The organism is Hydrogenivirga sp. 128-5-R1-1, assembly GCF_000171895.1.
This window is the reverse complement of record NZ_ABHJ01000010.1, coordinates 1-20,275: the sequence shown is the minus strand read 5'-3', so window position 1 is coordinate 20,275 and position 20,275 is coordinate 1. Positions and strand designations below refer to the sequence as shown.

Annotated in this window: 21 protein-coding genes and 1 pseudogene; 3 read left to right on the top strand and 19 right to left on the bottom strand. The window is 52.2% G+C overall.

Features of this window, described 5'->3' with window-relative positions; translation table 11 throughout:
* Positions 1-2 precede the first annotated feature (2 nt).
* The 11 genes from HG1285_RS08215 to HG1285_RS19695 form a co-directional block, all read right to left on the bottom strand.
* Entirely contained in the window at positions 3-581 is a 579-nt protein-coding gene (locus tag HG1285_RS08215) for a TetR/AcrR family transcriptional regulator (protein ID WP_008287733.1), read from the bottom strand.
* Positions 541-1,554, bottom strand: coding sequence for an Lrp/AsnC family transcriptional regulator (locus HG1285_RS08220; RefSeq protein WP_008287732.1), 1,014 nt, complete (start codon positions 1,552-1,554; stop codon positions 541-543). Before HG1285_RS08220 ends, HG1285_RS08215 begins: the two co-directional genes overlap by 41 nt.
* Entirely contained in the window at positions 1,547-2,314 is a 768-nt protein-coding gene (gene cobA, locus HG1285_RS08225; protein ID WP_008287731.1) for a uroporphyrinogen-III C-methyltransferase, read from the bottom strand. Before cobA ends, HG1285_RS08220 begins: the two co-directional genes overlap by 8 nt.
* A 3-nt stretch (positions 2,315-2,317) precedes the next feature.
* Complete coding sequence (locus HG1285_RS08230; RefSeq protein WP_008287730.1) at positions 2,318-3,367, bottom strand: cytochrome D1 domain-containing protein; 1,050 nt, start codon at positions 3,365-3,367, stop codon at positions 2,318-2,320.
* Entirely contained in the window at positions 3,355-4,443 is a 1,089-nt protein-coding gene (locus HG1285_RS08235) for a radical SAM protein (protein WP_008287729.1), read from the bottom strand. Before HG1285_RS08235 ends, HG1285_RS08230 begins: the two co-directional genes overlap by 13 nt.
* A complete protein-coding gene (locus tag HG1285_RS08240; RefSeq protein ID WP_008287728.1) occupies positions 4,427-6,106 on the bottom strand; it encodes a cytochrome D1 domain-containing protein in 1,680 nt (559 codons plus the stop codon). Before HG1285_RS08240 ends, HG1285_RS08235 begins: the two co-directional genes overlap by 17 nt.
* A gap of 10 nt (positions 6,107-6,116) precedes the next feature.
* Complete coding sequence (locus HG1285_RS08245; RefSeq protein ID WP_008287727.1) at positions 6,117-7,766, bottom strand: nitrite reductase; 1,650 nt, start codon at positions 7,764-7,766, stop codon at positions 6,117-6,119.
* 114 nt (positions 7,767-7,880) lie between these two features.
* On the bottom strand, positions 7,881-8,630 hold the full coding sequence (locus tag HG1285_RS08250; protein WP_008287725.1) for an SCO family protein: 750 nt from the start codon (positions 8,628-8,630) through the stop codon (positions 7,881-7,883).
* 3 nt (positions 8,631-8,633) lie between these two features.
* Positions 8,634-10,331, bottom strand: a complete 1,698-nt coding sequence (locus HG1285_RS08255) for a cbb3-type cytochrome c oxidase subunit I (RefSeq protein WP_008287724.1) — start codon at positions 10,329-10,331, stop codon at positions 8,634-8,636.
* A gap of 13 nt (positions 10,332-10,344) precedes the next feature.
* A complete protein-coding gene (locus HG1285_RS08260; protein ID WP_008287723.1) occupies positions 10,345-10,875 on the bottom strand; it encodes a cytochrome c oxidase subunit II in 531 nt (176 codons plus the stop codon).
* A 5-nt stretch (positions 10,876-10,880) separates the two neighbouring features.
* On the bottom strand, positions 10,881-11,054 hold the full coding sequence (locus tag HG1285_RS19695; RefSeq protein ID WP_008287722.1) for a hypothetical protein: 174 nt from the start codon (positions 11,052-11,054) through the stop codon (positions 10,881-10,883).
* 181 nt (positions 11,055-11,235) lie between these two features.
* On the opposite strand from HG1285_RS19695, the gene HG1285_RS08265 reads away from it, so the two are divergent.
* From HG1285_RS08265 to HG1285_RS08275, 3 genes are all read left to right on the top strand, one after another.
* Positions 11,236-13,191 (top strand): cytochrome b N-terminal domain-containing protein, encoded by a 1,956-nt coding sequence (locus tag HG1285_RS08265; RefSeq protein ID WP_008287721.1) that lies wholly within the window; start codon positions 11,236-11,238, stop codon positions 13,189-13,191.
* Positions 13,192-13,266: 75 nt separating this feature from the next.
* The gene (locus tag HG1285_RS08270; RefSeq protein WP_008287720.1) at positions 13,267-13,701 is read left to right on the top strand and encodes a hemerythrin domain-containing protein; all 435 of its coding nucleotides are present in this window, start codon (positions 13,267-13,269) and stop codon (positions 13,699-13,701) included.
* Positions 13,698-14,936: a hypothetical protein gene (locus HG1285_RS08275; RefSeq protein ID WP_008287719.1), complete on the top strand. Its 1,239-nt coding sequence runs from the start codon at positions 13,698-13,700 to the stop codon at positions 14,934-14,936. Before HG1285_RS08270 ends, HG1285_RS08275 begins: the two co-directional genes overlap by 4 nt.
* Here HG1285_RS08275 and HG1285_RS08280 read toward each other — a convergent pair.
* The 8 genes and pseudogenes from HG1285_RS08280 to HG1285_RS08315 all read right to left on the bottom strand — a co-directional run.
* Positions 14,896-15,330 carry an Rrf2 family transcriptional regulator gene (locus tag HG1285_RS08280; RefSeq protein WP_008287718.1) on the bottom strand — a complete coding sequence of 145 codons (435 nt, stop codon included), beginning with the start codon at positions 15,328-15,330 and terminating at the stop codon, positions 14,896-14,898. The two genes, HG1285_RS08275 and HG1285_RS08280, sit on opposite strands and share 41 nt — an antisense overlap.
* Positions 15,331-15,369: 39 nt before the next feature.
* On the bottom strand, positions 15,370-15,702 hold the full coding sequence (locus tag HG1285_RS08285) for a c-type cytochrome (protein WP_008287717.1): 333 nt from the start codon (positions 15,700-15,702) through the stop codon (positions 15,370-15,372).
* An 11-nt stretch (positions 15,703-15,713) separates the two neighbouring features.
* The gene (locus tag HG1285_RS08290; RefSeq protein ID WP_008287716.1) at positions 15,714-16,502 is read right to left on the bottom strand and encodes an ABC transporter permease subunit; all 789 of its coding nucleotides are present in this window, start codon (positions 16,500-16,502) and stop codon (positions 15,714-15,716) included.
* Entirely contained in the window at positions 16,495-17,214 is a 720-nt protein-coding gene (locus HG1285_RS08295) for an ABC transporter ATP-binding protein (protein ID WP_008287715.1), read from the bottom strand. Before HG1285_RS08295 ends, HG1285_RS08290 begins: the two co-directional genes overlap by 8 nt.
* Complete coding sequence (locus tag HG1285_RS08300; RefSeq protein WP_008287714.1) at positions 17,202-18,467, bottom strand: nitrous oxide reductase family maturation protein NosD; 1,266 nt, start codon at positions 18,465-18,467, stop codon at positions 17,202-17,204. The genes HG1285_RS08295 and HG1285_RS08300 overlap by 13 nt, the downstream gene beginning before the upstream one ends.
* On the bottom strand, positions 18,419-18,913 hold the full coding sequence (locus HG1285_RS08305; protein WP_008287713.1) for a nitrous oxide reductase accessory protein NosL: 495 nt from the start codon (positions 18,911-18,913) through the stop codon (positions 18,419-18,421). The genes HG1285_RS08300 and HG1285_RS08305 overlap by 49 nt, the downstream gene beginning before the upstream one ends.
* Complete coding sequence (locus HG1285_RS08310; protein ID WP_008287712.1) at positions 18,910-19,512, bottom strand: hypothetical protein; 603 nt, start codon at positions 19,510-19,512, stop codon at positions 18,910-18,912. The genes HG1285_RS08305 and HG1285_RS08310 overlap by 4 nt, the downstream gene beginning before the upstream one ends.
* A 15-nt stretch (positions 19,513-19,527) precedes the next feature.
* Positions 19,528-20,275, bottom strand: a pseudogene (locus tag HG1285_RS08315) (nitrous oxide reductase); the annotation flags it as partial.

Genomic DNA, 20,275 nt, shown 5'->3' with positions numbered 1-20,275 from the left:
TCTCAACACCCGAACAGGGCTTTTACAGCAGCTTCCTTGAGCTCCTCCACGAGCTTCTTACGGGGCGTATCTATTATACCGAGCTCCCACAGGATAAATAACCTCTCCACGCTGCCTATGATCAGGCTGAGGGCTACCTCCGGAGAGATCTTTAGCTCTCCCCTCATGTAGGCGTTCTTGAACATGCCCATGATTATGTTGCCCGGTAGCTTGCTGTTGTTCCCGTTCTGCTTGAGTATGTGGTACACGGTGAGGAACCTGAAGGCGTCCGGGTTGTCAAAGGCGAAGTTGGCAAGGATCTCAACGAGTTTTGACACCTGAGCCCTTATGTTTCCTTCCTTCAAGACCTCCTTCTCTATCAGCCCCTTCATGTCTTTCGTTATCCTTGAGAGCAGGTACTTTACTATCTCCTCTTTGCTGGTGAAGTGTCTGTATATGGCACCTTCCGTTATCCCGACCCTTCTCGCTATATCCTTAACGGTTGTACCCTTAAAGCCCTTTTTTGAGAAGAGCTTTAAAGCTACAAGGGATATCTTCTCCTTAGTGGGAGTGAGCTCCCACGTGCTCTTTTTCCCACTCATAGAACTCCTCCGAGAAAAGCTCAACTCTTTTCTTCTTAAACTCCCTAACGGAGAACAGGACATCGTAGTCTTCAGGGGATACCTTTTCCCTCACGCTTTCAACGAAGTCTATCACCTCCTCCTCGCTTCTCCCGTGTATCATTGAGAAGAGGTTGAACTGCCAGAACTCGTTTGTAGTCCTCTGGTAGCAGTGGGACACACTCCTGAAACCGGCGAGATACAGACCAACTTCGTCTATCCTATCCTCGGGAACTTTCCAGACCGCCATACCGTTGGCTCTGAACCCCGCCTTTCTGTGAAAGAGTATGGCGGAGAACCTCCTCATTATTCCCTTCTCCTTGAAATCATTCAGCCTGTCCAGAAGCTCTGAGGTGCTTACGCCGATCTCTTTGGCGAGCGGGTCAAAGGGTCTCTCAGCAAGGGGTATGTCCTTCTGGGTTATTCTTATTATCCTCTTATCTGTTTCGCTGAGATCTCCGCGAAAGCTCCTGTCCATAATTTGCACCTCTTCCCTCTCCTTGAGGTCTTTGTAGTCCAGCTTGACCCCTATCTTGTAGGTCTTGAGCGTCCTAAGTATTGCATACTGCTCTACTCCTTGCAGCTCAGCCATGAGGGAGACGGTCTCCTCAAGGGAGAGTCCGCTGTCTGGGGGAACGGCGAGGGTGAACCATAGGTTGAACTCGTGTCTTCTCTCGTAGTTGTGGCTGACACCGGGATGGGTGTTTATAAAGCTCGCCACTTCTGTGAGACGCCCCTCCGGAACCCTGAAGGCTACGAGCGAGCTATCGTACCCTACCGCTCTGGTGTCGTATATCGGCGATATCTGCCTTATAACCTTTCGTGTCTTGAGGTCTTCTACAGCCTTTATAACCTCCTCCTCCGAAACGCCTAAGTTTTTAGCCACCCACCCGAAGGGTCTCTCAACGAGGGGTATGTGCTTCTGTATCTCCTTGAGCAGTTTTTCTTCAAGCATTGTAAACCCCCTCCATGTTCTTTTTAAGGTTCTCAAGCAGGCTGGAGAGTTCTCCCTGGAGCCCGACCACCTGTCCTACGACCATGATAGCCGGCGGGCTGACCTCCGGAGGGTCTTTAGCCACCTCGCCCAGTGTGGACACGACTACCCTCTGCTCCGGCGTTGTGCCCCTCTCCACGAAGGCTACCGGTTCTGAGGGCTTTCTGCCAAGCTTAACGAGCTCCTGGGCTATCCTCTGCCTGTTCTTCACACCCATGAGTATGACGAGGGTATCTATGTCCTTGAAAGCCTTCCAGTCAATACTCTTCTCCTTGCCCGTGGCTTCATGCCCGGTCACGACAGCAAAGGAGGAGGCTACGCCCCTGAAGGTCAGAGGTATGCCGGCGTAGGCAGGAACGGAGTAAAGGGAGCTTACCCCAGGGACGACCTCGTAGGGTATCCCGTACCTTTTAAGGTACAGGGCTTCCTCACCTCCCCTGCCGAATATGAATGGGTCTCCCCCCTTCAACCTGACGACCCTCTCGTGGGAGCTGGCGTAATAGACGAGCAGCCTGTTTATCTCCTCCTGGGGTATGGTGTGCTTCCCGTCCTCCTTGCCCACGTAAACGAGCTTGCACTCCGGCTTGGCGTAGGACAGAACCTCGTCACACACAAGCCTGTCGTAGAGTATAACGTCCGCCGAGGATATAACCTTGACAGCCTTCAGGGTGAGAAGCTCCGGGTCTCCCGGACCTGCCCCCACCAGGTAAACCTTTCCCATGACTCAACCTCCCTTTATAAAGACGCCTGACGGCGTGGGCACGGGGACTTCCTCCAAGACCTCAAGCTCCGGCACGGAAACCTTCTTGAGTCTGTTCTCGTAGTAAGAGGATAGATAGATGTGTCTCCCGTCCTCTGTGAACCTGAAGTGGAGTATCCTCCTGCCGAGCCTCTCCGTCCTGAGCACCTTTAAGGTCTTTCTGTCTATCAGCGCGAGGTAGTCTTCCTTGTCCCCGCTGAAGTTGACCGCTATGAACCTGCCGTCCGGAGACACGGACACGAATACGGGAAGACCCATCGTATCAACAGACCCCAGGTACTCAAAGCTCTCTATATCAACCACGTGAACCTTTCTCTCTCTTACTCCCGGTATGTAGGCTGTTCTCCCGTAGACCCCCCAGAGACCGAAGTGGGGAATCTTGAGTACGACCTCCTTTCCCTCTCTACCGAAGGTCACCTTCCTGAAACTCATCTTCTCTAAGTCCAGGACGCCTACGGCGTTCTCCTTGAAGAAGCCCACTATGTACCTGCTGCCCGATATCAGGGCGTCAAAGGGCATGCTACCTACCTTCTTGAAAGCTTTCTCTTTTCTGAAATTCGTGCAGTTAAGAACCCAGACCTCGTCCCTGTCCATTAGAGAGAAAACGAGCATGTCCCTGTAACTCTTTACGCCCACGTTCCTTGAGCCCGTCTGCACCTCTTTGAGGAGCTTCAGGTCTTCGTCCAGAAAGAGGACTGTATGGGGTGCGTAGTTGGCAACGGCTACCCTGCTGCCACAGAAGGTGAAGCCTATGGAGCTCTCCCCCACCTTAACCTTCTTCAGGAGCTTGTCCTGCAGGGTGTCTATCTTTGAGAGGTAGCCGTCCCTGCTTATAAGGTAAGCGGAGTTTCCTGAGAACTTCAGGGTCGCGTGGTTCGTATTTCCGAGACCTTCTATCTCAGCCCTGACCTTACCTTCCTTAACTACAGCCACAGCTCCCCTTTCCCTCTCAACTACATAAATCTTCTGGGCGAAGCTGAGGGCGACGAGGACGAGCAGTATCAGATGTAGCATGCCGGATCCTCCCCAAAGTAGTTACCCGTGCTGAAGTAAGCTCTCGCCCTGGAGTTCCCGTTACATATTTCTATGTAGGGGCACTCTGAGCACCTGCCCTCTATCCTCCTGGGGTGTTCTCTAAGGCGCGTAAGTATCCCGTTGGAGTTCCATATCTCCGAAAAACTCCTCTCCCTGAGGTCTCCTACAGAGTGGAAGAAGAAGGGGTCGGGCTTAACTCTTCCTCTGTAGTCTATGTTGACGAGCCTGACGCCAGCCTGATTTCCGCCCCAAGACTTTAGTATTTCGTAGAGCTTATCAGCTTTGTGGGGGTACCTTTCCTTGAACTTCCTGTAAAGCACCACCGCATCCGCTTCGTTGTTGCCCGTCACTATGTCTATCTCAAGACCGCTCTCGTAGAACTCAAAGGCTTTATCCATCATCAGCTCTACCTTCTTGGCGTACTCCCGCCTCTCAACCTCCCCGAGCCGTGTCCCCCTGCCTGCGTAGACAAGGTGTGATATGTAGAGCTTTGGCACCTCTATTTCCCGGGAGAGGTCAAGTATGAAGGGTAGGCTCTCGGAGGTCTGGGGTGAAAGCGTGAACCTCATGCCGACCTTTATGCCTTCCCTCAGGCAGAGCCTTATGGCGTTCAGGGCGTCTTCAAAGGCGTGTCTCCTTCCCCGGAAGAGGTCGTGCACCTCGGGAGTCCCGTCTATGCTTATACCAACGTAGTCAAAGGACTCCCTTATGAGCTTCACGTTATCCCTGTTTATAAGCAGCCCGTTCGTTGAGAGGTAAGTCTTTATGCCCTTCTCCCTTAGAATAGCGGATACGTCGTATATATCCTCTCTGAGGAGGGGTTCACCACCGGAGAGTATGGCAAAGCGAACTTTTTCGTTGACCAGGTCGTCCGCAACCTTCCTGATCTCGTCAAGGGAGAGCTCTCCCTTGGTCTCCTGATTGGCTGAGGAGTAGCAGTGCTTGCAGTAGAGGTTACACCTGTTCGTAAGGTTCCATATCAATATCACACCCGGAAAGGGTCTGTAAGGTTCGTCGCTCAAAGCCTTCCTTATGTACTCACTTACCCTCAGCATAGACCCTTTCCCCCTTGAAGCTCTCTATAAAGACGAGGAGCGCCCTCAGCTCCTGCGGAGAGACCTCTATCTTTGGCATGGCGTTCCTTTCGTATCCGAGGAGTCTGGCGGTTTCTTCCGGGTTAAGTATCTGGTAGGCTATAAGCTCCCTGCTCCTGTGCTCGGCTATCCACTTGAAGGAGGGACCGAAGGCTTCCCGGGTTGTGTGGTGACATCCCCAGCACTTAGCCATGAAGACCTCCCTGCCCATAAGGGAAGGGTAGAGCCTGCGGGATTTAAGGACGTAGTTGTACTTGCCTGCGGGGTGCGATGCGGGATACTCCTTCAGCTTTTTAAGCCTGATGGGGTCGTAAAGGACGAGCTTCCCCTCTTTACCTACAACGCTCACGTATGCAAACCTGCCTTCTGGGTCAAACTCCACGTGGGTCGCCTTTCCCCCACCTGAGATGTTCACTCTCCTCACCCGCAGGGTCTTCTTGTCAATAAGGACGAAGCCCTGATCCGAGTTATCCACCCAGAGGTCGGGTACGCCGGGAGAGGTTCTCACGAAGAAGCCCTTGCCTCCCGTGTCTATCTCTTTAACGAGCTCCCAGTCGTAAAGTTTCCAGAGGCTCACCTTTGTGGAGTTTATGTGCCTCGTGGCGAAGTAGAAGTTCCCATCCGAATACCAGAAAGCCGAGGAAAATAGATGGGGTAATGCAGATACCCTCTTCTCAAATACCTTCTTGAGGTCTTCTATCCTGTAAACCACCAGTTTGCCGTGTTTTCTGGAGCTACCGATGAGAAATTCCTCCAGTGGGTCTATGAAGAAGTCCTCCAAGGGTTCCTCTATCTCTCCGAATGTGAGCCTACCCTCCGGATCAAAGAACGCGACCTTGGGTATGTCCCTGAAGGTAAGGACGAAAGTCTTTTCCCTGCTGATTTCGTATACAGCGCTCGGTCTTCCCGGGAGATCAAACCTTCTGATCGGGTTGAGCGTGGTGTCCAGTATCACGAGAGAGGGAGGCAACGTGCAACTGACCGCGATATACTTCCCGTCCGAGGAGAGGGCTATGTTCCGGAGATATACGCAGGCTCTCGCCTTGCGTTCCGGTCTTCCCTCCTCCAGGTTATAGGAGAGCACCCAGCCGTCCCGGGCAGGAACGAAGAACTTTCTGCCCTTTGGAGAGAACTTAACGCCCCCGTGGACGTTTCCGAAGGAGAACCTGTCAAGCACCCTGTCCTCTTCCATCACCCATATCTCTCTTGCGCCTTTGTCAACGAACACGATGAGGTTGTTTACGTCCTTCAGGTTCAGCTCTCTGGGACTTCTATCCAGATCCGAACGGCTCTCCTTTATGTCCTCCAGGGAGTAGGCTATCCTTCCCACGGGGCTCTTTATGAACTCAACGATCTTCCTTACGTCCTCGTCGGAAAGATAGCCGAAGGATCCCATGGTTGTAGCGGGTATCCCTTCCCTTATAACCTTGAAGAGGTATTCGTCGCTCTTCCTCTTGAGGAATTGGGGAATTAGAGGCGGGGCTGTCCTGCCTATCCTGCTCTCATGGTGACACTGGGCACAGTGCTTGAGGTATAGCTCCCTGCCATCTCCAGCGAAGGAAAAAAGAAAAAAGAAAAGGGAAAGGGAGGGGGCGAGGGAGCGTGGTGAGATGAGAGAAACCATCTATCCCACCTCAGTAAACGTCGTGGGTTGTGGTGTAGACGTTGAATATTCCGGTGGGCGTCCTTACCCAGTCCCCGGTTATCACCTTCTTTATCTTCATGGTCTTATCGTCAAAGACCACTATTGCGGTAGGCTTGTCCTTCCTTCCCCATACGGATACCCAGACTTCCTTGCCGTGCATGTCAAACTCGGGGTGGACGACCCTTCCGTCTATGTTCTTATAACCCTTCTTCCTGAGTTCCTCTATAACGTTTACGGTCTTTATTACCTTGAGGCTGTCCTTGTCTATCACGTAGAGCTGTCTCTGGAGTTTGGGATCTGCGCTCAGCGTCCTGTCAACCCAGATGTGAGGAGACTTGGGGTGGGTCTTTACAAAGAGGGTTCCTCCTCCGGGTCCGGGCAGTTCAACGTTACCCACGAGCTTCCAGGCGTACCTTGACCTGTTTACGGGGTCTGTTCCTATGCAGGCTACGTTGTTGGAGCCCAGGTGCCCCGTGCACCATACGGGTCCAAACCTCGGGTGAACGAAGTTTGCCCCTCTGCCGGGGTGGGGCTTCACACCGGTCTCCACCTCTGCGACGAACTTCTTCTCCACGGAGTCTATTACCACTATCTTGTTCCTCATGTTGGCTGCCACGAGGAAGTACCTCTTGGACAGGTCCCAACCACCGTCGTGAAGGAACCTTTCTGCATCTATCAGGTGCATCTTTATGTTGGTGGGGTCTTTGTAGTTAACTATGAGAACCTTTCCGGGCTCCTTGTTGCTGACTATCCATTCGGGGTCGTGGTGGGAGGCAACTATTGAAGCGACCCTCGCTTCCCTTACGTACTCGTTGGTGTCCCAGGTGTAATCGCTCGTGTCAATTATCTTCAGGGGTTCCAGGGTCTGCCCGTCAAGGAGGACGAAGCTGGGAGGCCAGTAGCATCCCACTATGGCGAGCTTGTCCATGTAGTCTCCCTTGGGTCCTTTGTACTTGCTCGTGTCTATAGACCTCGCGTCGTAACAGACCTTGACCTCCGCGACCTTATCGGGCTTCTTCAGCCAGAGGTCTATTAGGGTAGCCTTTCCGTCCCTCCCTATCGTGAGGAAATACCTGCCGGTTCCGGAGGAACGGAATATGTGAACGGCGAAACCCGTGTCAACTATGCTAACGAGTTTCTTCGTGTCTCCGTCAACTATGGCGACCTTTCCTACGTCCCTGAGTATTATGCCCATGAAGTTCTTCCAGTTAAGTTTGTGCTGGGGCTTTGTGGGTCTCGCCTCTGGAGGAATGTAAACCTTCCACCACTTCTTCATCTCCGCGAGAGACATCAGGGGTGGCTCCGGGGGTTCGTGCATAAGGTATCTCGCTATCAGGTCAATCTCCTTCTTGGAGAGTATCCCCTGCCTGCCCCAGTCGGGCATACCTCCCGGCGTTCCGTTCGTGATTATCGTCTTCAGATACTTGAGACCTCTCTGGCGTGTTATGTCGGGCGTTAGCGCGGGTCCCGTTGCTCCCTTCCTCAGCATTCCGTGACACCCTGCACACCTGTCAAAGTACATCTGGGTGGCTTTCTTCATCTCTTCGGGTGTGAGCTTCGGAACGCCACCCGCCTTTGCGGGTAAGATCACTCCCAACGACAGCGCACCAGCCAAAAGGCCGAGTTTAAAGAGCTTCATGACCACACCTCCTACTCCTGATATATGTCATACAAGTAAATATGCACTCACTCATGCCGAGTGTCAATCCGTTAATGACCACAAACTCAAAAATATTCTCTAAGAAGAGGTTCCTCATGCCGGGAACCTCCTTATGCCTGTGACAACGTTCTTAAAGACGACGAAGTAGAACATGAGGGCTAAGGGAAGGGAACCTCCGAGGAGCATAGCTACGAAAGACCAGTCTATAGAGTACGTTCCCGTTATAGGGTCATACCTGAAGCACCTGAGCAGCAGCCCCTTTATTGGGTTCAGGCTGATCCTGCCGGACGCGGCGGAGGCTATCAAGGAGGAAAGTTTGTCGGGGTCGTAGGAGAGCCCTAAGACGTAGCCGGACACTCTCATGTCGGGCGACACCACCACCAGGACGTTGGGGTGGGCGAACATATCAGTCTTCTCATCGTAATAAAACTTGAAATCAACAGCCCTTGTAAGACGTATGAGCTCATCTCCTCTGGCTAAAACCACCTTCCAGTTGGGCTCCTTTATGCCTCTTTGCTTTACGAAATCCCTCAACTCTGAGACTGAGTCCCTCTCGTCAAAGTCAACGAGCAGAACTGTGTAATCACTCCTACCCAGCTCTGAAAGAGCTCTCTTCAAGCGCTGGACTATAACCGGACAGGACGAGGTGCACCTCGTATACACAAAGCTCATAAGAACAGGTTTTCCCCCGGAGAGCTCGGATAGCTTCGCCTGCGTGCCCTCTGAAGTCGTGAGCACGACATCGGGTACCCTCTTACCGAGGACGAAGTCAGCCTTCGGGGTCAAGTCCTCGGAGAAGGAAAGGGAAAGAAGGAAAAGAAGGGAGGCAAGGAGGGGAGCCATGGGTTACTTGACCTCCCACATAGCTGAAAGCCATCCGTAGTTCAGAGCCACGAAGATTATGAAGGTAACTATGAAGAGCAGGACGAGGGCGAAGGTTCCCGGTGCAACGAACTTGCCCTCCTCTTCCTTTGCGGGAGGGGGCGGTTCGGCTATGGGGATCTGCAGGTCTTGGGGACCGTTGAAGGGCTTACCGAAGAATACGGAAACCACAACCTGGATTATCCATATCAGAGCTCCAAGAACCGCCAGTATGCCTCCGAGCCCGAAGAGAGCCCAGAAGAAGTCGGTGACCGGGTTGAAGGTGTAGGTGAAGGGTCCTCCCGAGAAGGTGATGTCCCAGTGCCTCCTGGGAACACCGAAGGCTCCCAGTATGTACATGGAAACTGCGAGTATGGCGATCCCTATACCAAAGAGCCACGGGACAAACTTGGAGACCCCGTAGAAGGCTATCTTCTTCCTGAAGAGCAGGGGTATGAGGTAGTAGGTCACGCTCATGAAGGCGAGGACGGTTCCTCCAACCACAGCACCCTTGAAGTGTCCGGGGACGGATATGGTGTTGTGAACTATTATGTTGGTCTGCTCCATTCCGTTGACGACGCCCGTTATACCGCCTATGAAGCCGAAGATTATCATGGAGAGCATCAGTCCTGAGAAGGCTGGGTTACCCCAAGGAGCAGCCTTGAGCCACTCAAAGAGTCCCTTCGTGAAGCCCCTTCTCCTCTGAGCGACCTCTATCGCCGAGGGAACCGCAAAGGCGTGGATCATGGAAGCGAAGACAGCCAGATACATTACGTAGCTCGTGTTCCAAACCTTCCAGACCGGACTCACGGCCGGGTCAACGAGAAGGTGATGAGCGGAAGCAACGTTTATAGCCACTATGTAAAGCACGAAGGCGAACCTGCTTATCTTCTCGTTTATAGAGGTTCCTCCAACGGTCAGGAAGGCGAGGAGATACCACACGGACACATGCGCCGCAACGTTTATCTGTTGGGACGGGTGACCGAGCCCCCACCATATAAGCTTGTAAACGGCTGGGTCTATGTCGGAGATTATCCCCAGAGACCATAGGAAGGTCGGTATGTAGATTATCGCACCGGAGACTATGGTTATGACGGCTATTATCGCCGCCGCCATGAGCCCGTAGACGAAGAGAGGTAGAGATTGACCGGGGTTTTCCCTCCTCCATATCATCAGGTTGGCGAAGAACACTACCACGAGCACAAGGGCACCCACAGCGAAGAGTATCATTCCCAGATAAAAGAGCGGGTGAGCTTTGAGAGGTGCGTAGGATGTCATCAGGACGTCCGCGTTGCCAGTGAGTATGGTGTAGTTGACCATGAGCCAACCGACTATGGCTAACCCCGTTCCGAGCCATCCTGCCGCTGGCGAGGACATACGCGTGTTAAGGAAGGCGGTTGATGCAAAGGTGAGAGCTGCAAGCTCAAAGAAGATTATCCAGAACACGAGGGCGTCCAACCCGTGCAGCGTAAGTATCCTGTAGTACCAGTCCACGGGGAGTACGTGGAAAAGCTGCCACCTCGTTAAAACGAGCAGAAGTGCCGCAATTATAGCTATCAGGAAGGAAACGACGGCGACTACCGCGTTAAGCCTTGCTATCTTCTCAGCCCTTACGTCAACCTTAAAACCTGTAACATCACAGGTTCTGAACCACTTTTCACCACCTTCAACAGCTACAGCCATAACTTTCACCTCCCTACTCTTCAACGATTATCTTCCCTATCATCATGTGGTGCCCTATACCGCAGAACTCGTTGCAGACTATTGCGTACTCACCAGCAGAGGTGGGTTTGAAGGTCAAGACGTAGTCGTACTTGGGAAAGACCATGAAGTTCATGTTTACAGGCTGTATGGAGAACCCGTGGAGGACGTCAAGGGAAGATATGTGGAACCTGTACTCCTCTCCCTTCTTCAGTATGAGGACAGGCTCCCACCTGAACTGGCGTCCGAGGAGGAAAACATCGCTTCCTGGAGGAGGTTTAACAACGGGAACACCGTTTTCCTCTCCAACCTTGTACTTGTTTATGAAGGCTTCCGTCAGCGAGTAAAACTCCTCTGGTGTAGTCCTGTAGGTCGTGAAGGATGGGTTCTGTTCAGCGTAAACGTGCCACGCTATCATCCAGAAGAATAGAAAGAGGGACATTATGAACGCCAGCACCATCCATATCTTCTCGTCCTTAGCTACCTTCTGGTGGAACCAACCTTCACCTGGTGGAAGAATAGCCATGACTCTCACCTCCCTAAAAGCGCTTGCTTTATCTCGTCAGGTATAGGCGGGAGCCAAGCGAGCTCCATCAGTCCCCATATTAGGTAGGAGACCGCATACACTGCCACCCCTATGAAGAGCAGCAGGATGAAGTCGTCAAAGACAAGCTGCAGGAACGGCGTTTTCCTCTCCTCACTCATCCCGGCACCTCCGTAAATGTTTATTCACTCACCTATAAGTTAGTTTACGACCTTTTAGTCATTTTTCTATAAATCCTTCTTAATATATCCATAAAAATTTTTAATGATTAATTAATCTCTTTTTCCTATTATGTTAAGAGTATGCGTGAGTGTGTAATTACTTTCGTCAGGGAGGTGCCCCGTGGCTGCTGAACTCGTGAGCGTTAGTCCTACCTACAGGTTTATGCAAAGATTGTCCTACGCTCTGAGTAAAGTCTACTCTTCCCGGCTGAACCCTATTTATTACCTGGGAGCAATAACCATATTTCTGTTGATAATAGACGTAATATCCGGAGTTTATCTATTCCTGTTCTACGATGTTGACCCCAAAGGAGCCTACCAGTCCGTAGAAAACATATCCTCCTCTTTCCTCGGAAACGTAATGAGGGGAGTCCACAGATATTCTTCAGATGGTTTGATCCTGTTCGCCGTGCTTCACATGCTCCACATGATATTTACCGACAGGTTCAGGCTCTTCAGGTGGGTCGCCTGGGTATCGGGCGTCGGTACCCTTTTAATATTCATAGTTATAGGGCTCTCAGGGTACCTTCTCGTCTGGGATGAGAGAGCCCAGCTGACGGGGCTCCTGACAGCCAAGTTCTTCAGCGTGATCCCCATATTCGGACACGCACTTATGAGTGCGTTTCTTGGCAGCGATATAAAGAACCTCGGTGGTCTCTTCAGGATACTCCTATTCGGACATATAGCTGTGACCATACTCCTGCTCTTTACCCTGTGGGTTCACGTCATGAGGATATCAAGACCGAGGTTGTTCCCACCGAGATACCTCATGGTACTGCTTACCCTTTATACGGTGGGTATGGCGATCGTGTTTCCCGCCAGGAGCGACCCTCCCGCAGACCTCGGCAAGGTTCCCTTCGCGATGAGCCTTGACTGGTTTTACCTGACGGGCTTTCCCCTCTTCAAAGTTCTTCCCCTATCTCTCAACTGGGCAGCCTTTCTGGGGTTCTTCGGGTTTCTCACCGTTTTCCCTTGGCTCATAAAGGGCAGGAGAAATCCCCCTGCGAGCGTGATTGAGGACAGATGTGAGGGGTGCAGGCAGTGCTTTGAGGACTGCCCTTACGAGGCTATCTACATGAAGAGGATATCCCCCGAAGAGGAGAAGGCTTACGTCATAGAGGACAAGTGTGCGGGCTGCGGTATATGTGTGGCTTCCTGCAACTACAACGCCAACGTGATAGATACGGTTCCCTACGAAGGGATACTCAAGGAGGTTGAACTTCAGAGACCGGAACTTCTGGTCTTCAGGTGTCCCTTCAGCGCCCAGGTGGACGAGAGGAACGGGCTCAGGGTGTACACACTGCCCTGTGCGGGTGCACTCAATACGGTCTGGATAAGGGACTTCTTGAAACACGCCGGAGGCGTCCTTCTGATATCCTGCGACGGTCCAGACTGCTACTTCAGGGAGGGTGTTGAGTGGACTGAGGAGAGGTTTCTGGGCGAGAGAAAACCCAAGCTCCTGAAGAGGATAGGCAGGGGAAGGGTCAGGCTTATAGAAGCACCCAGCGTTGCCGACGTGAGGTCTGAGGTTGATAAGTTCCTGGAAGAGATAAGGAGTGGGGACTTTCCAGAGGACGTGAAGATAGTTGCTCCGAGGAAGTTGAATCATGTATTCGCTCCCCTGATTCTGCTCCTACCCTTCCTGAGCTTCTACCCTCTAACAACGGACAGGATAGAGTTCTACCCAACCGACAAGGCTTTAGCCGTGATAACCTTCAAGTACCGTTCATCGCCGGTCAAGAAGGTGGGCAAGGCTTACAGCAAACTCAAGCACATGCAGGCAGTTCAGAACATAGCCGTGGAAAGGTCTCCTATTGAGGTTACGCTGCTCGTTGACGGCAAGCCCCTGATAAAGAAGAAATACGACCCGAGGGGTATGAGGAGAGACTCTTCAATTTACGTCTACGAGGAGTTCATCCTTGAGCCGGGAAGGCACAGCTTTGAGCTCAGGCTGGTGGAGACCGCCAACCCCGAAAAGGTGAAGAGCTTCAGGCTCAGCAGAGAGCTCAAGCCCACCACGAGCCTCGCTATAACTTACAGCGAAGATAGGGGTTTCTTCATTCTGGGAGATGGCTAAACATGAGCTAAATCCTTTTACGGAAGGAGGCTTGGCGTTAAACTAATGTTTACTTACTTCAGGCGGAGGTGAGAGATGTTTATAGCGCAGTATTTGACAGAAGAGCACAGGAAGTGTGACCGCCTTTACGCGGAAGCGGAGGAGGCTGTCCTCAAGGGTGACTGGGACAAGGCTAAGGAGCTCTACGAGAAATTCAAGGAGAAGACCCTGCTACACTTTGAAAAGGAGGAGGAGGTTCTATTTCCCGAGTTTGAGGAGAGGACTGGTATGACCATGGGTCCCACTCAGGTTATGAGGATGGAGCACAATCAGGCGAGGGAGCTCCTTGAAAGGCTCGGCAGGGCTGTGGAAGAGAAGAACAAGGACGAATTCCTTTCCGCCGGAGAGTCCCTGATGATACTGATACAGCAGCACAACATGAAGGAGGAGCAGATTCTCTACCCCATGACAGACCAGAACCTTCCCTCCGACGAAGTCGTGGAGAAGATGTCCCAGCTGGGTGAGGTATGACTCCCGGGGCGCTCTCCCTCCTCTACGCTCCTCCCTTCAGCATAGTAGCCCGTTTCTTCATAACCGCCTCCATCTTGGGTCTCGGTGGCTCTATACTATCCCTATGCATGCTCCTGAGCGGAGAGTTCAGCCTTCAGGCGCTCGTTCATATCTTCACCCTCGGTTTTGCCGCCATGACTATGGTTGGTGCCCTATTTCAGATGCTCCCCGTGGTTGCCGGGGCTGTAATAGAGAACCCCCTCCCCAAGGCTGCTTACACCCACATAACGCTCCTCTCGGGTACGCTCCTCCTCGTGGCTGGGTTCCTTTACGGAAACAAACTCCTGCTCAGTTCGGGGCTGATACTTGTTGCCCTCAGCGTGCTGTTCATAGCACCCCTCATGCTTTACAAGCTGTTCAAGCTCAAGAGCTACACTCCCACCTCCATGGGAATGAGGTACGCCCTCGGCTCCTTCATTGCGGGCACTCTGGTCGGTATGGCTCTCGTGACGAGTCTGCTGGGCAAGTTGGAGATAAACTACCTCCGGTTCGCCGAGGCTCACTTCAGCTTCATGCTCTTCGGCTGGGTAGGTATCCTCATAGCATCTGTGGCTTTCCAGGTAATAGAGATGTTCTTCGTTACCCCTCCCTATCCTAAACGCTACGCCAACGCCTTCCATCCGGTAGTTGTGGCGCTACTACTTCTGTATATAGTTCTGGAGTGGTGGCTGTTTAAGGCTCTTCTCTCCCTCCTCTTTATATCCTTCGCCTTCTTTATCGTTGTTAGACTTCGGGAGAGGAGGAGGAAGATACCCGACCCGCTCATAAGCCTCTGGTACACGGGTATGCTCTTCCTGACAGCCTCTATGCTCCTATACCCATTTGTGGACTTTGGCTCAAAGGGCTTCCTCCTGTTCTTACTCCTCTACGGGGTGTTCGTTCACAGCATAATACTGGCGATGATGTACAGGATAATACCCTTCCTCGTATGGTTGCACCTCTCCAACATGGGCGTTCCAGACGCACCCACCATGCACGAAGTGATAAGACCTAAGAAGGTCTGGATTCAGTTCTACATGCACTGGGTTTCGGTCTTGCTCCTCCTGACCTCCTTCTTCTCAGGGTTTGAGGTTCTATGGTTTATCTGTGCGGTCTCTTACGCTGTATCCTTTGGCTGGCTCTTTTTAAATCTATCTTCAGGAACGGCTCTCTTCTTTAAGAAAGCAGGTCAGCGAGATGTCTTTCCTCAACGCTGACGAGGTCTGCTATAGTAGTATTCTTTAGGAAGTCAACTATCTTCCTCTTGAGCTTTTCCCACCTGTGGTGAACCACGCAGGGGTTGGTCTCGTAAACCTCACACTTGTCGGGCATGAGCACACAGGCTTGAAACCTGTAATCCTCACCCATAAGGGAGACCACATCCCACATAGTCAGCTTTTCCGGGTCGGTTTTCAGGGCAAAACCCCCCTTGGGTCCTTTGACAGAATGGAGGACATCCCTCCGGGCGAGTTCATGGAGTATCTTTGAAAGGAAGGGTTTGGGGATGTTCTGCGCTTTGGCTATCTCGTCCGCCTTCACGAGCCTATCCCTGTGCAGTGCAAGGTATGCAAGGGCAAGAAGCGCGTACCTGACTGTATCTGAATAAATCATCTTAAATTAGATTATATTCTTAAAACGCAGTTTTATCAACTAATCCAGCTCATGTTTGAGGCTGATTATCCAGCGGGCTATGAGCTCAGCTTCCTCTTTCGTAACCTTCTGAGGAGGCATGCCCTCCTTTCCCCACTTTCCCCTGCTACCCTTGAGTATGCTGTTTACCAGGATATCAAGCTCATCTTCGGAATACCTCCTGCTTATGTCGGTGAACGAAGGTCCCAGGAGCTTTCTACTCATGTCGTGACAGTAAGGGCAGCCCTTTATCCCCACCAGTTCCTTAACTTTGGCTGGTTCAAAGCTCGCGTTCTCCCTCCTTTCACAGGACAGGGAGGACAGCAAGATCACCAAGATCAGGGCATAGAGCATAGAGGCACCTCCTACAGGTCTTTTTTCTTGAATAGGAATAGCGAGAGGGCTGTGGGAACTGCGATCCAGACAAGCATGCTCACGGCCACCACCAGCATTCCTATCCCAGAACCGAAGAACTCCTTAAAGATAGCTCCTGATACACCCATCAGGGCGGCTATGTCCAGATTGAGGACTACGAGCAGCCTCGCGAGGTCAACAGGGTTGAGAAGCGTCAGGGCGAGGACGACCCTTTCAAGGGGATACTCCCTGAACACGTATATAACCGTGAGTATGAGTCCGTCGTGCAGCAGGGCGAGGTAGAGCCACAGACCAAGAAGGAAGCTAACCCCCTTAGCCCTGTCCTCAAAGACTACACCCACCAGGAAGGCGAGGGAGGAGAAGAGAAAGCTGAGCAGTGCTCCGGCAACTATGAGGGTTACGAGAAGCCCTCTGTCTTCAGAGCCTAAGAGCCTTCCAAGAAGCGGGATCGTCACTCCCAGAAGGTAGAGCATACTCATGAAGCTTGATAGGGAGAAAAATTTTCCGAGGAAAACGCTCTTCCTGCTTACCGGCTGTGTGAGCAAGAACTTCATAAAGTTCCTTGAATCGTAAAAGTAGGTTATGGCAAAGAAGGCTGTCACGAGGGGAACTATGAGGAGGGTGACGTTCAGCAGGCTGAGAACGACCTTTGCAAGGTCGTCGCTCATGTAAAGGAAGAGAAATGTGCCACCTACGAGGGAAAGGAGGTAAAACCAGAGCCACTTTATACGGAGCAGGTTTTTCAGGTCTGCGTAGAACAGCTTTATCGTTTCAATCAAGACCTTCCTCCATGAGCTTCGCTATAGCCCTCTCCAGGGTGCTCTCGCCAGTCCTTTCCTTCAGTTCCCTTACTGAGCTCTCCAGCTTAAGGTGTCCCTCTATCAGTAGAACAACCCTGTCCGAGAGCTCCTCCACCTCGCTCATTATGTGGGATGTAAGCAGGACAGCTTTTCCCATCTCTTTCTGAGATACTATCTCTTCTTTGAGCTTTGAGCTTGCCACGGGGTCAAGCCCGACGGTGGGTTCGTCAAGGATGAGTATGGAGGGCTCGTAAGTCAGGGCTATGAGGGCGCTTACCTTCTGTTTCGTTCCGCCCGAGAGGAACTTGACGGGTCTGTCCATAAAATCCCCGAGCCCGAAGAGTTCAACGAGCCTAATTACGTTCTCCGCCGGGTCGCGCCTCCTAACCTCCGACAAGAGACTCAGGAGCTCTCTGGGTGTAAGGTTCTCGGGGAAACTTGGCTCCTGGGGCATGTAGCCTATATCCCCCCTGTAGTCGTGCCCTTCCCTTATGTTCCTGCCATTAACTCTGACCTCACCTTCGCTCGGCAGGACGAGCCCCAGTATACACTTGAGGAGCGTCGTTTTACCGGAGGCGTTTGGTCCGAGCACGGCCGTTATCTCCCCGGATCTCACGTTCAGATTCACGCCCCTGAGGGCGTATCTGTCTCCAAACTTCTTGCTGAGCCCTTTGATCTCTATCGCTTCCAATTCACCCTCCTCATTAGGGGTCTTGGGTCTTCTACCGATACGGATATGACAGCGGGCAAGGTCTCCTCCACCACGTTAAGGATCTCTACAAAGAAGCTCTTGAGGAGCACCACCGCCGAGGGATTGTTCTCAACTATGTATGAAAAGAGCTTTACCGGTCTGTAGGGTATGTCTCCTATGCCGTCCCTGTTGAGGTCGTACCCCCTGTAAGAGCTCCAGTAGTTCTCCTCTATCCTGTTGGGGTTCATCGTGCTGTTGGTAGCCACATCAAAGGTATTGCCCAGGAAGTTGTTGCCGGTTATAACGTTGTTCCAGGAGTTTGCCCACACCCGAAGAGCCCATCCGTTCTCAATGAAGTCGTTTCTCTTTATCTCCGTCCTCTGGCACTCGTCCATGAGTATGCCCGCTGTGTTCTTGCGGAACACGTTGCCCTCCACGAGGCTGTCATCTATCGCCTTGAGGAGCAATCCGTAGGACGCCCCTCCCCACTGTCCCTCAAAGAGGTTACCCTTCATGAGAACCTTCTTGGTGTACATAACGGCGACCCCAACGCCGTTCTTCCTGAAGGTGTTGTTTATATATCTGTCCCTGTGAGAGAACATGAAGTGGAGTCCATACCGCCAGTTCCCCTCCGCAAGGTTCCCTTCTATAAGGCTGTCCTCCACGAACTCAAAGTATATCCCGTCCCTGTGCCCCGTTATGTAGTTGTCCTTTACCAGTATCCTTTTTGAGTGCCATATGTGTATCCCGTTCCCGGAGTAGGCTTCCCCTACTTTAAAGGGACCCTTCACCTCGTTCCCCACAACTCTGCAGTCCTCAACCTTTGCAAGGTATATCCCCCAGAAGTTGTCCTCAAGGAGGTTGCCCTCTATCAGGCAGTCCCTTACACCCTCCACCTTTATGCCGGCTATGTCTTCAACCTCACTCCTGCCGGAGTTAATAACCCTGAAACCCTTAAGGGTAACCCTGTCTGCCTTTATCCTGACGACCTCGTGCTTTCCCTCACCGTCAAGGAGGGGTTTGCCTTCTCCCAACAGGGTCAGAGGCTTATTTATCTCTATGGTTCCTTCCCTGTAGGTTCCCCCTCTGACCACGATGGTGTCTCCCTCCCGTACAATACTGATGGCTTCCTTTATACCGCTGACGGGACAACCTGGACACACCTCAAGTGTAGCCGAAAAGGAGGTAAGGACAAACAGGAGTATCAGTGTGAGTGCTGCCGCGTCCCCGCTCTTGAAATCTTCTCCTTCCATTTCTCTCCCACGTACTCAAGAACCTCGTTCCAGGTCAGTATTCTACCCCCAAAGTTCCTGTAAGCGACCTGAAGGTCTTCTTCATTACTGAAAGCCGATATGTTCAGTCCCATAGGGCTCCTGAGCCTATCGCTCACGAGGAATTTGACCTCTTCAACTCTGAAGAGCTTTCCCTTGTTGGCAAAGTCCGAAACCCACAGAGCGAGTATGTCTTCCCTCTTAACCTGCCCGCTGAGCACGAAGGCTGCCATACACTCTATCGCATCAAACTTATAAACCTTTCCCTTTTTGGTTTTGAGCTCCGCGGCGAATCCAGCGTCCGCTATTATCATCCTGCAGAAGGCGCAGGAATCCTTGCCGTACTCTATGGGTTCTGGGTTCGGGCTCGTCTCACAGGAGAGCAAGAAGAGGAAAAGGGGGGGCAGAAGGAGCAGAAGGGACCTCATGTCTGCACCGCCTCATAGGAAGTCGTCCGCTCGCCCAATCTGCTGACAACTAAGGCTAATACACCCAGCACCAGAGACACCACAGCTATGTATGCACCCGTGTCGGGCCAGGAGCAAGCTTGCATGTTCAGGAGCGTTTTGCAGCCTATAAGGGGAGGCTGATAAGCGAGTCCCGGTATCTTTAGGGGTGCGTTCGGGTCTAAGTTGTGCCCGTAATCGTACTCCCACCTGTAGAAGTCAATTATCCCGAGCACTCCGAAGACCACAAAGAGCAAAACCCACACCTTGAGTATCTTCCTCTTTCCCGTCACAGCTCCTATGAGTCCGAGGATCACCATAAACCCGAATATGATGGGCATAACTTTGAGCTCGGGTATCTTCTCCGGCTCTATGTACTTCATTCCTATGTAATGGTTTAAGAGATTTATGTTGTAAAGGTCGTGGGGTTTCTCGCCGGTTATATCGTTCACCCATATAAGCATCCCCAGACCTTCTGGATACTGCGGTGCTGTAAGGGTTATCTTCCAGAGTGGCACGAAGAAAACCCCGATGAGAAGTAAAGAAGCGAGGGCGAGGAGCCCTCGGGAAATCAGATTCATATCACAACCTCCTGATCAGTCGGCACACTTCTTTTTATCGCCCGTCCACCAGCAGAGCCTTACCTTAGCCTTCCTCGGAGACACCCTCACATATCCCTGCATCTCCTGGTGCAGGGCAGAGCAGAAGTCCGTGCAGTAGAAGGGGTAAACTCCGGGCTTCTCGGGCTTCCACTTTATCGTCAAGGTCTCACCGGGCATTATGAGCACGTTGGGAGCCTTAGCCCCGAACATGGCGAATCCGTGGGGTATGTCCCAGTCCTGCTCTATGTTGGTGACGTGGAAGTAAACGGTGTCTCCAACCTTGATACCCTCTATGTTGTCGGGCGTGAAGTGAGACCTTATGGCGCTCATGTATATGTGAACCTCTCTGCCCTTTCTAACCACTCCCTTCTTGATAGCTTCGTCCTCTGACTTCACGGCGTAAGGGTGTTCGTTCTTCTCAAGGTCGTAAATCCTCTTCTGGTGTTTGACCACGAGTTCGGCGGGTATCATCTGGGCGTAGTGGGGCTCTCCGTGGGTGGGGAAGTCAAGGAGCATCTTCATCTTCTTACCGCTTATGTCTATCAGCTGGGCTGCGTGGGGTAGCTCGGGACCTGTGGGCAGGTACCTGTCTTTGGTTATCTTGTTCATGGCTATCAGGTACTTACCCCAGGGTTTAGCTGAGTCTCCACCGGGTATGACGAGGTGACCTATGGAGTAATAGACGGGTATTCTGTCAACTACCTTACACTCCTTGGGGGAGTATTTGACTACCTCGGAGGAT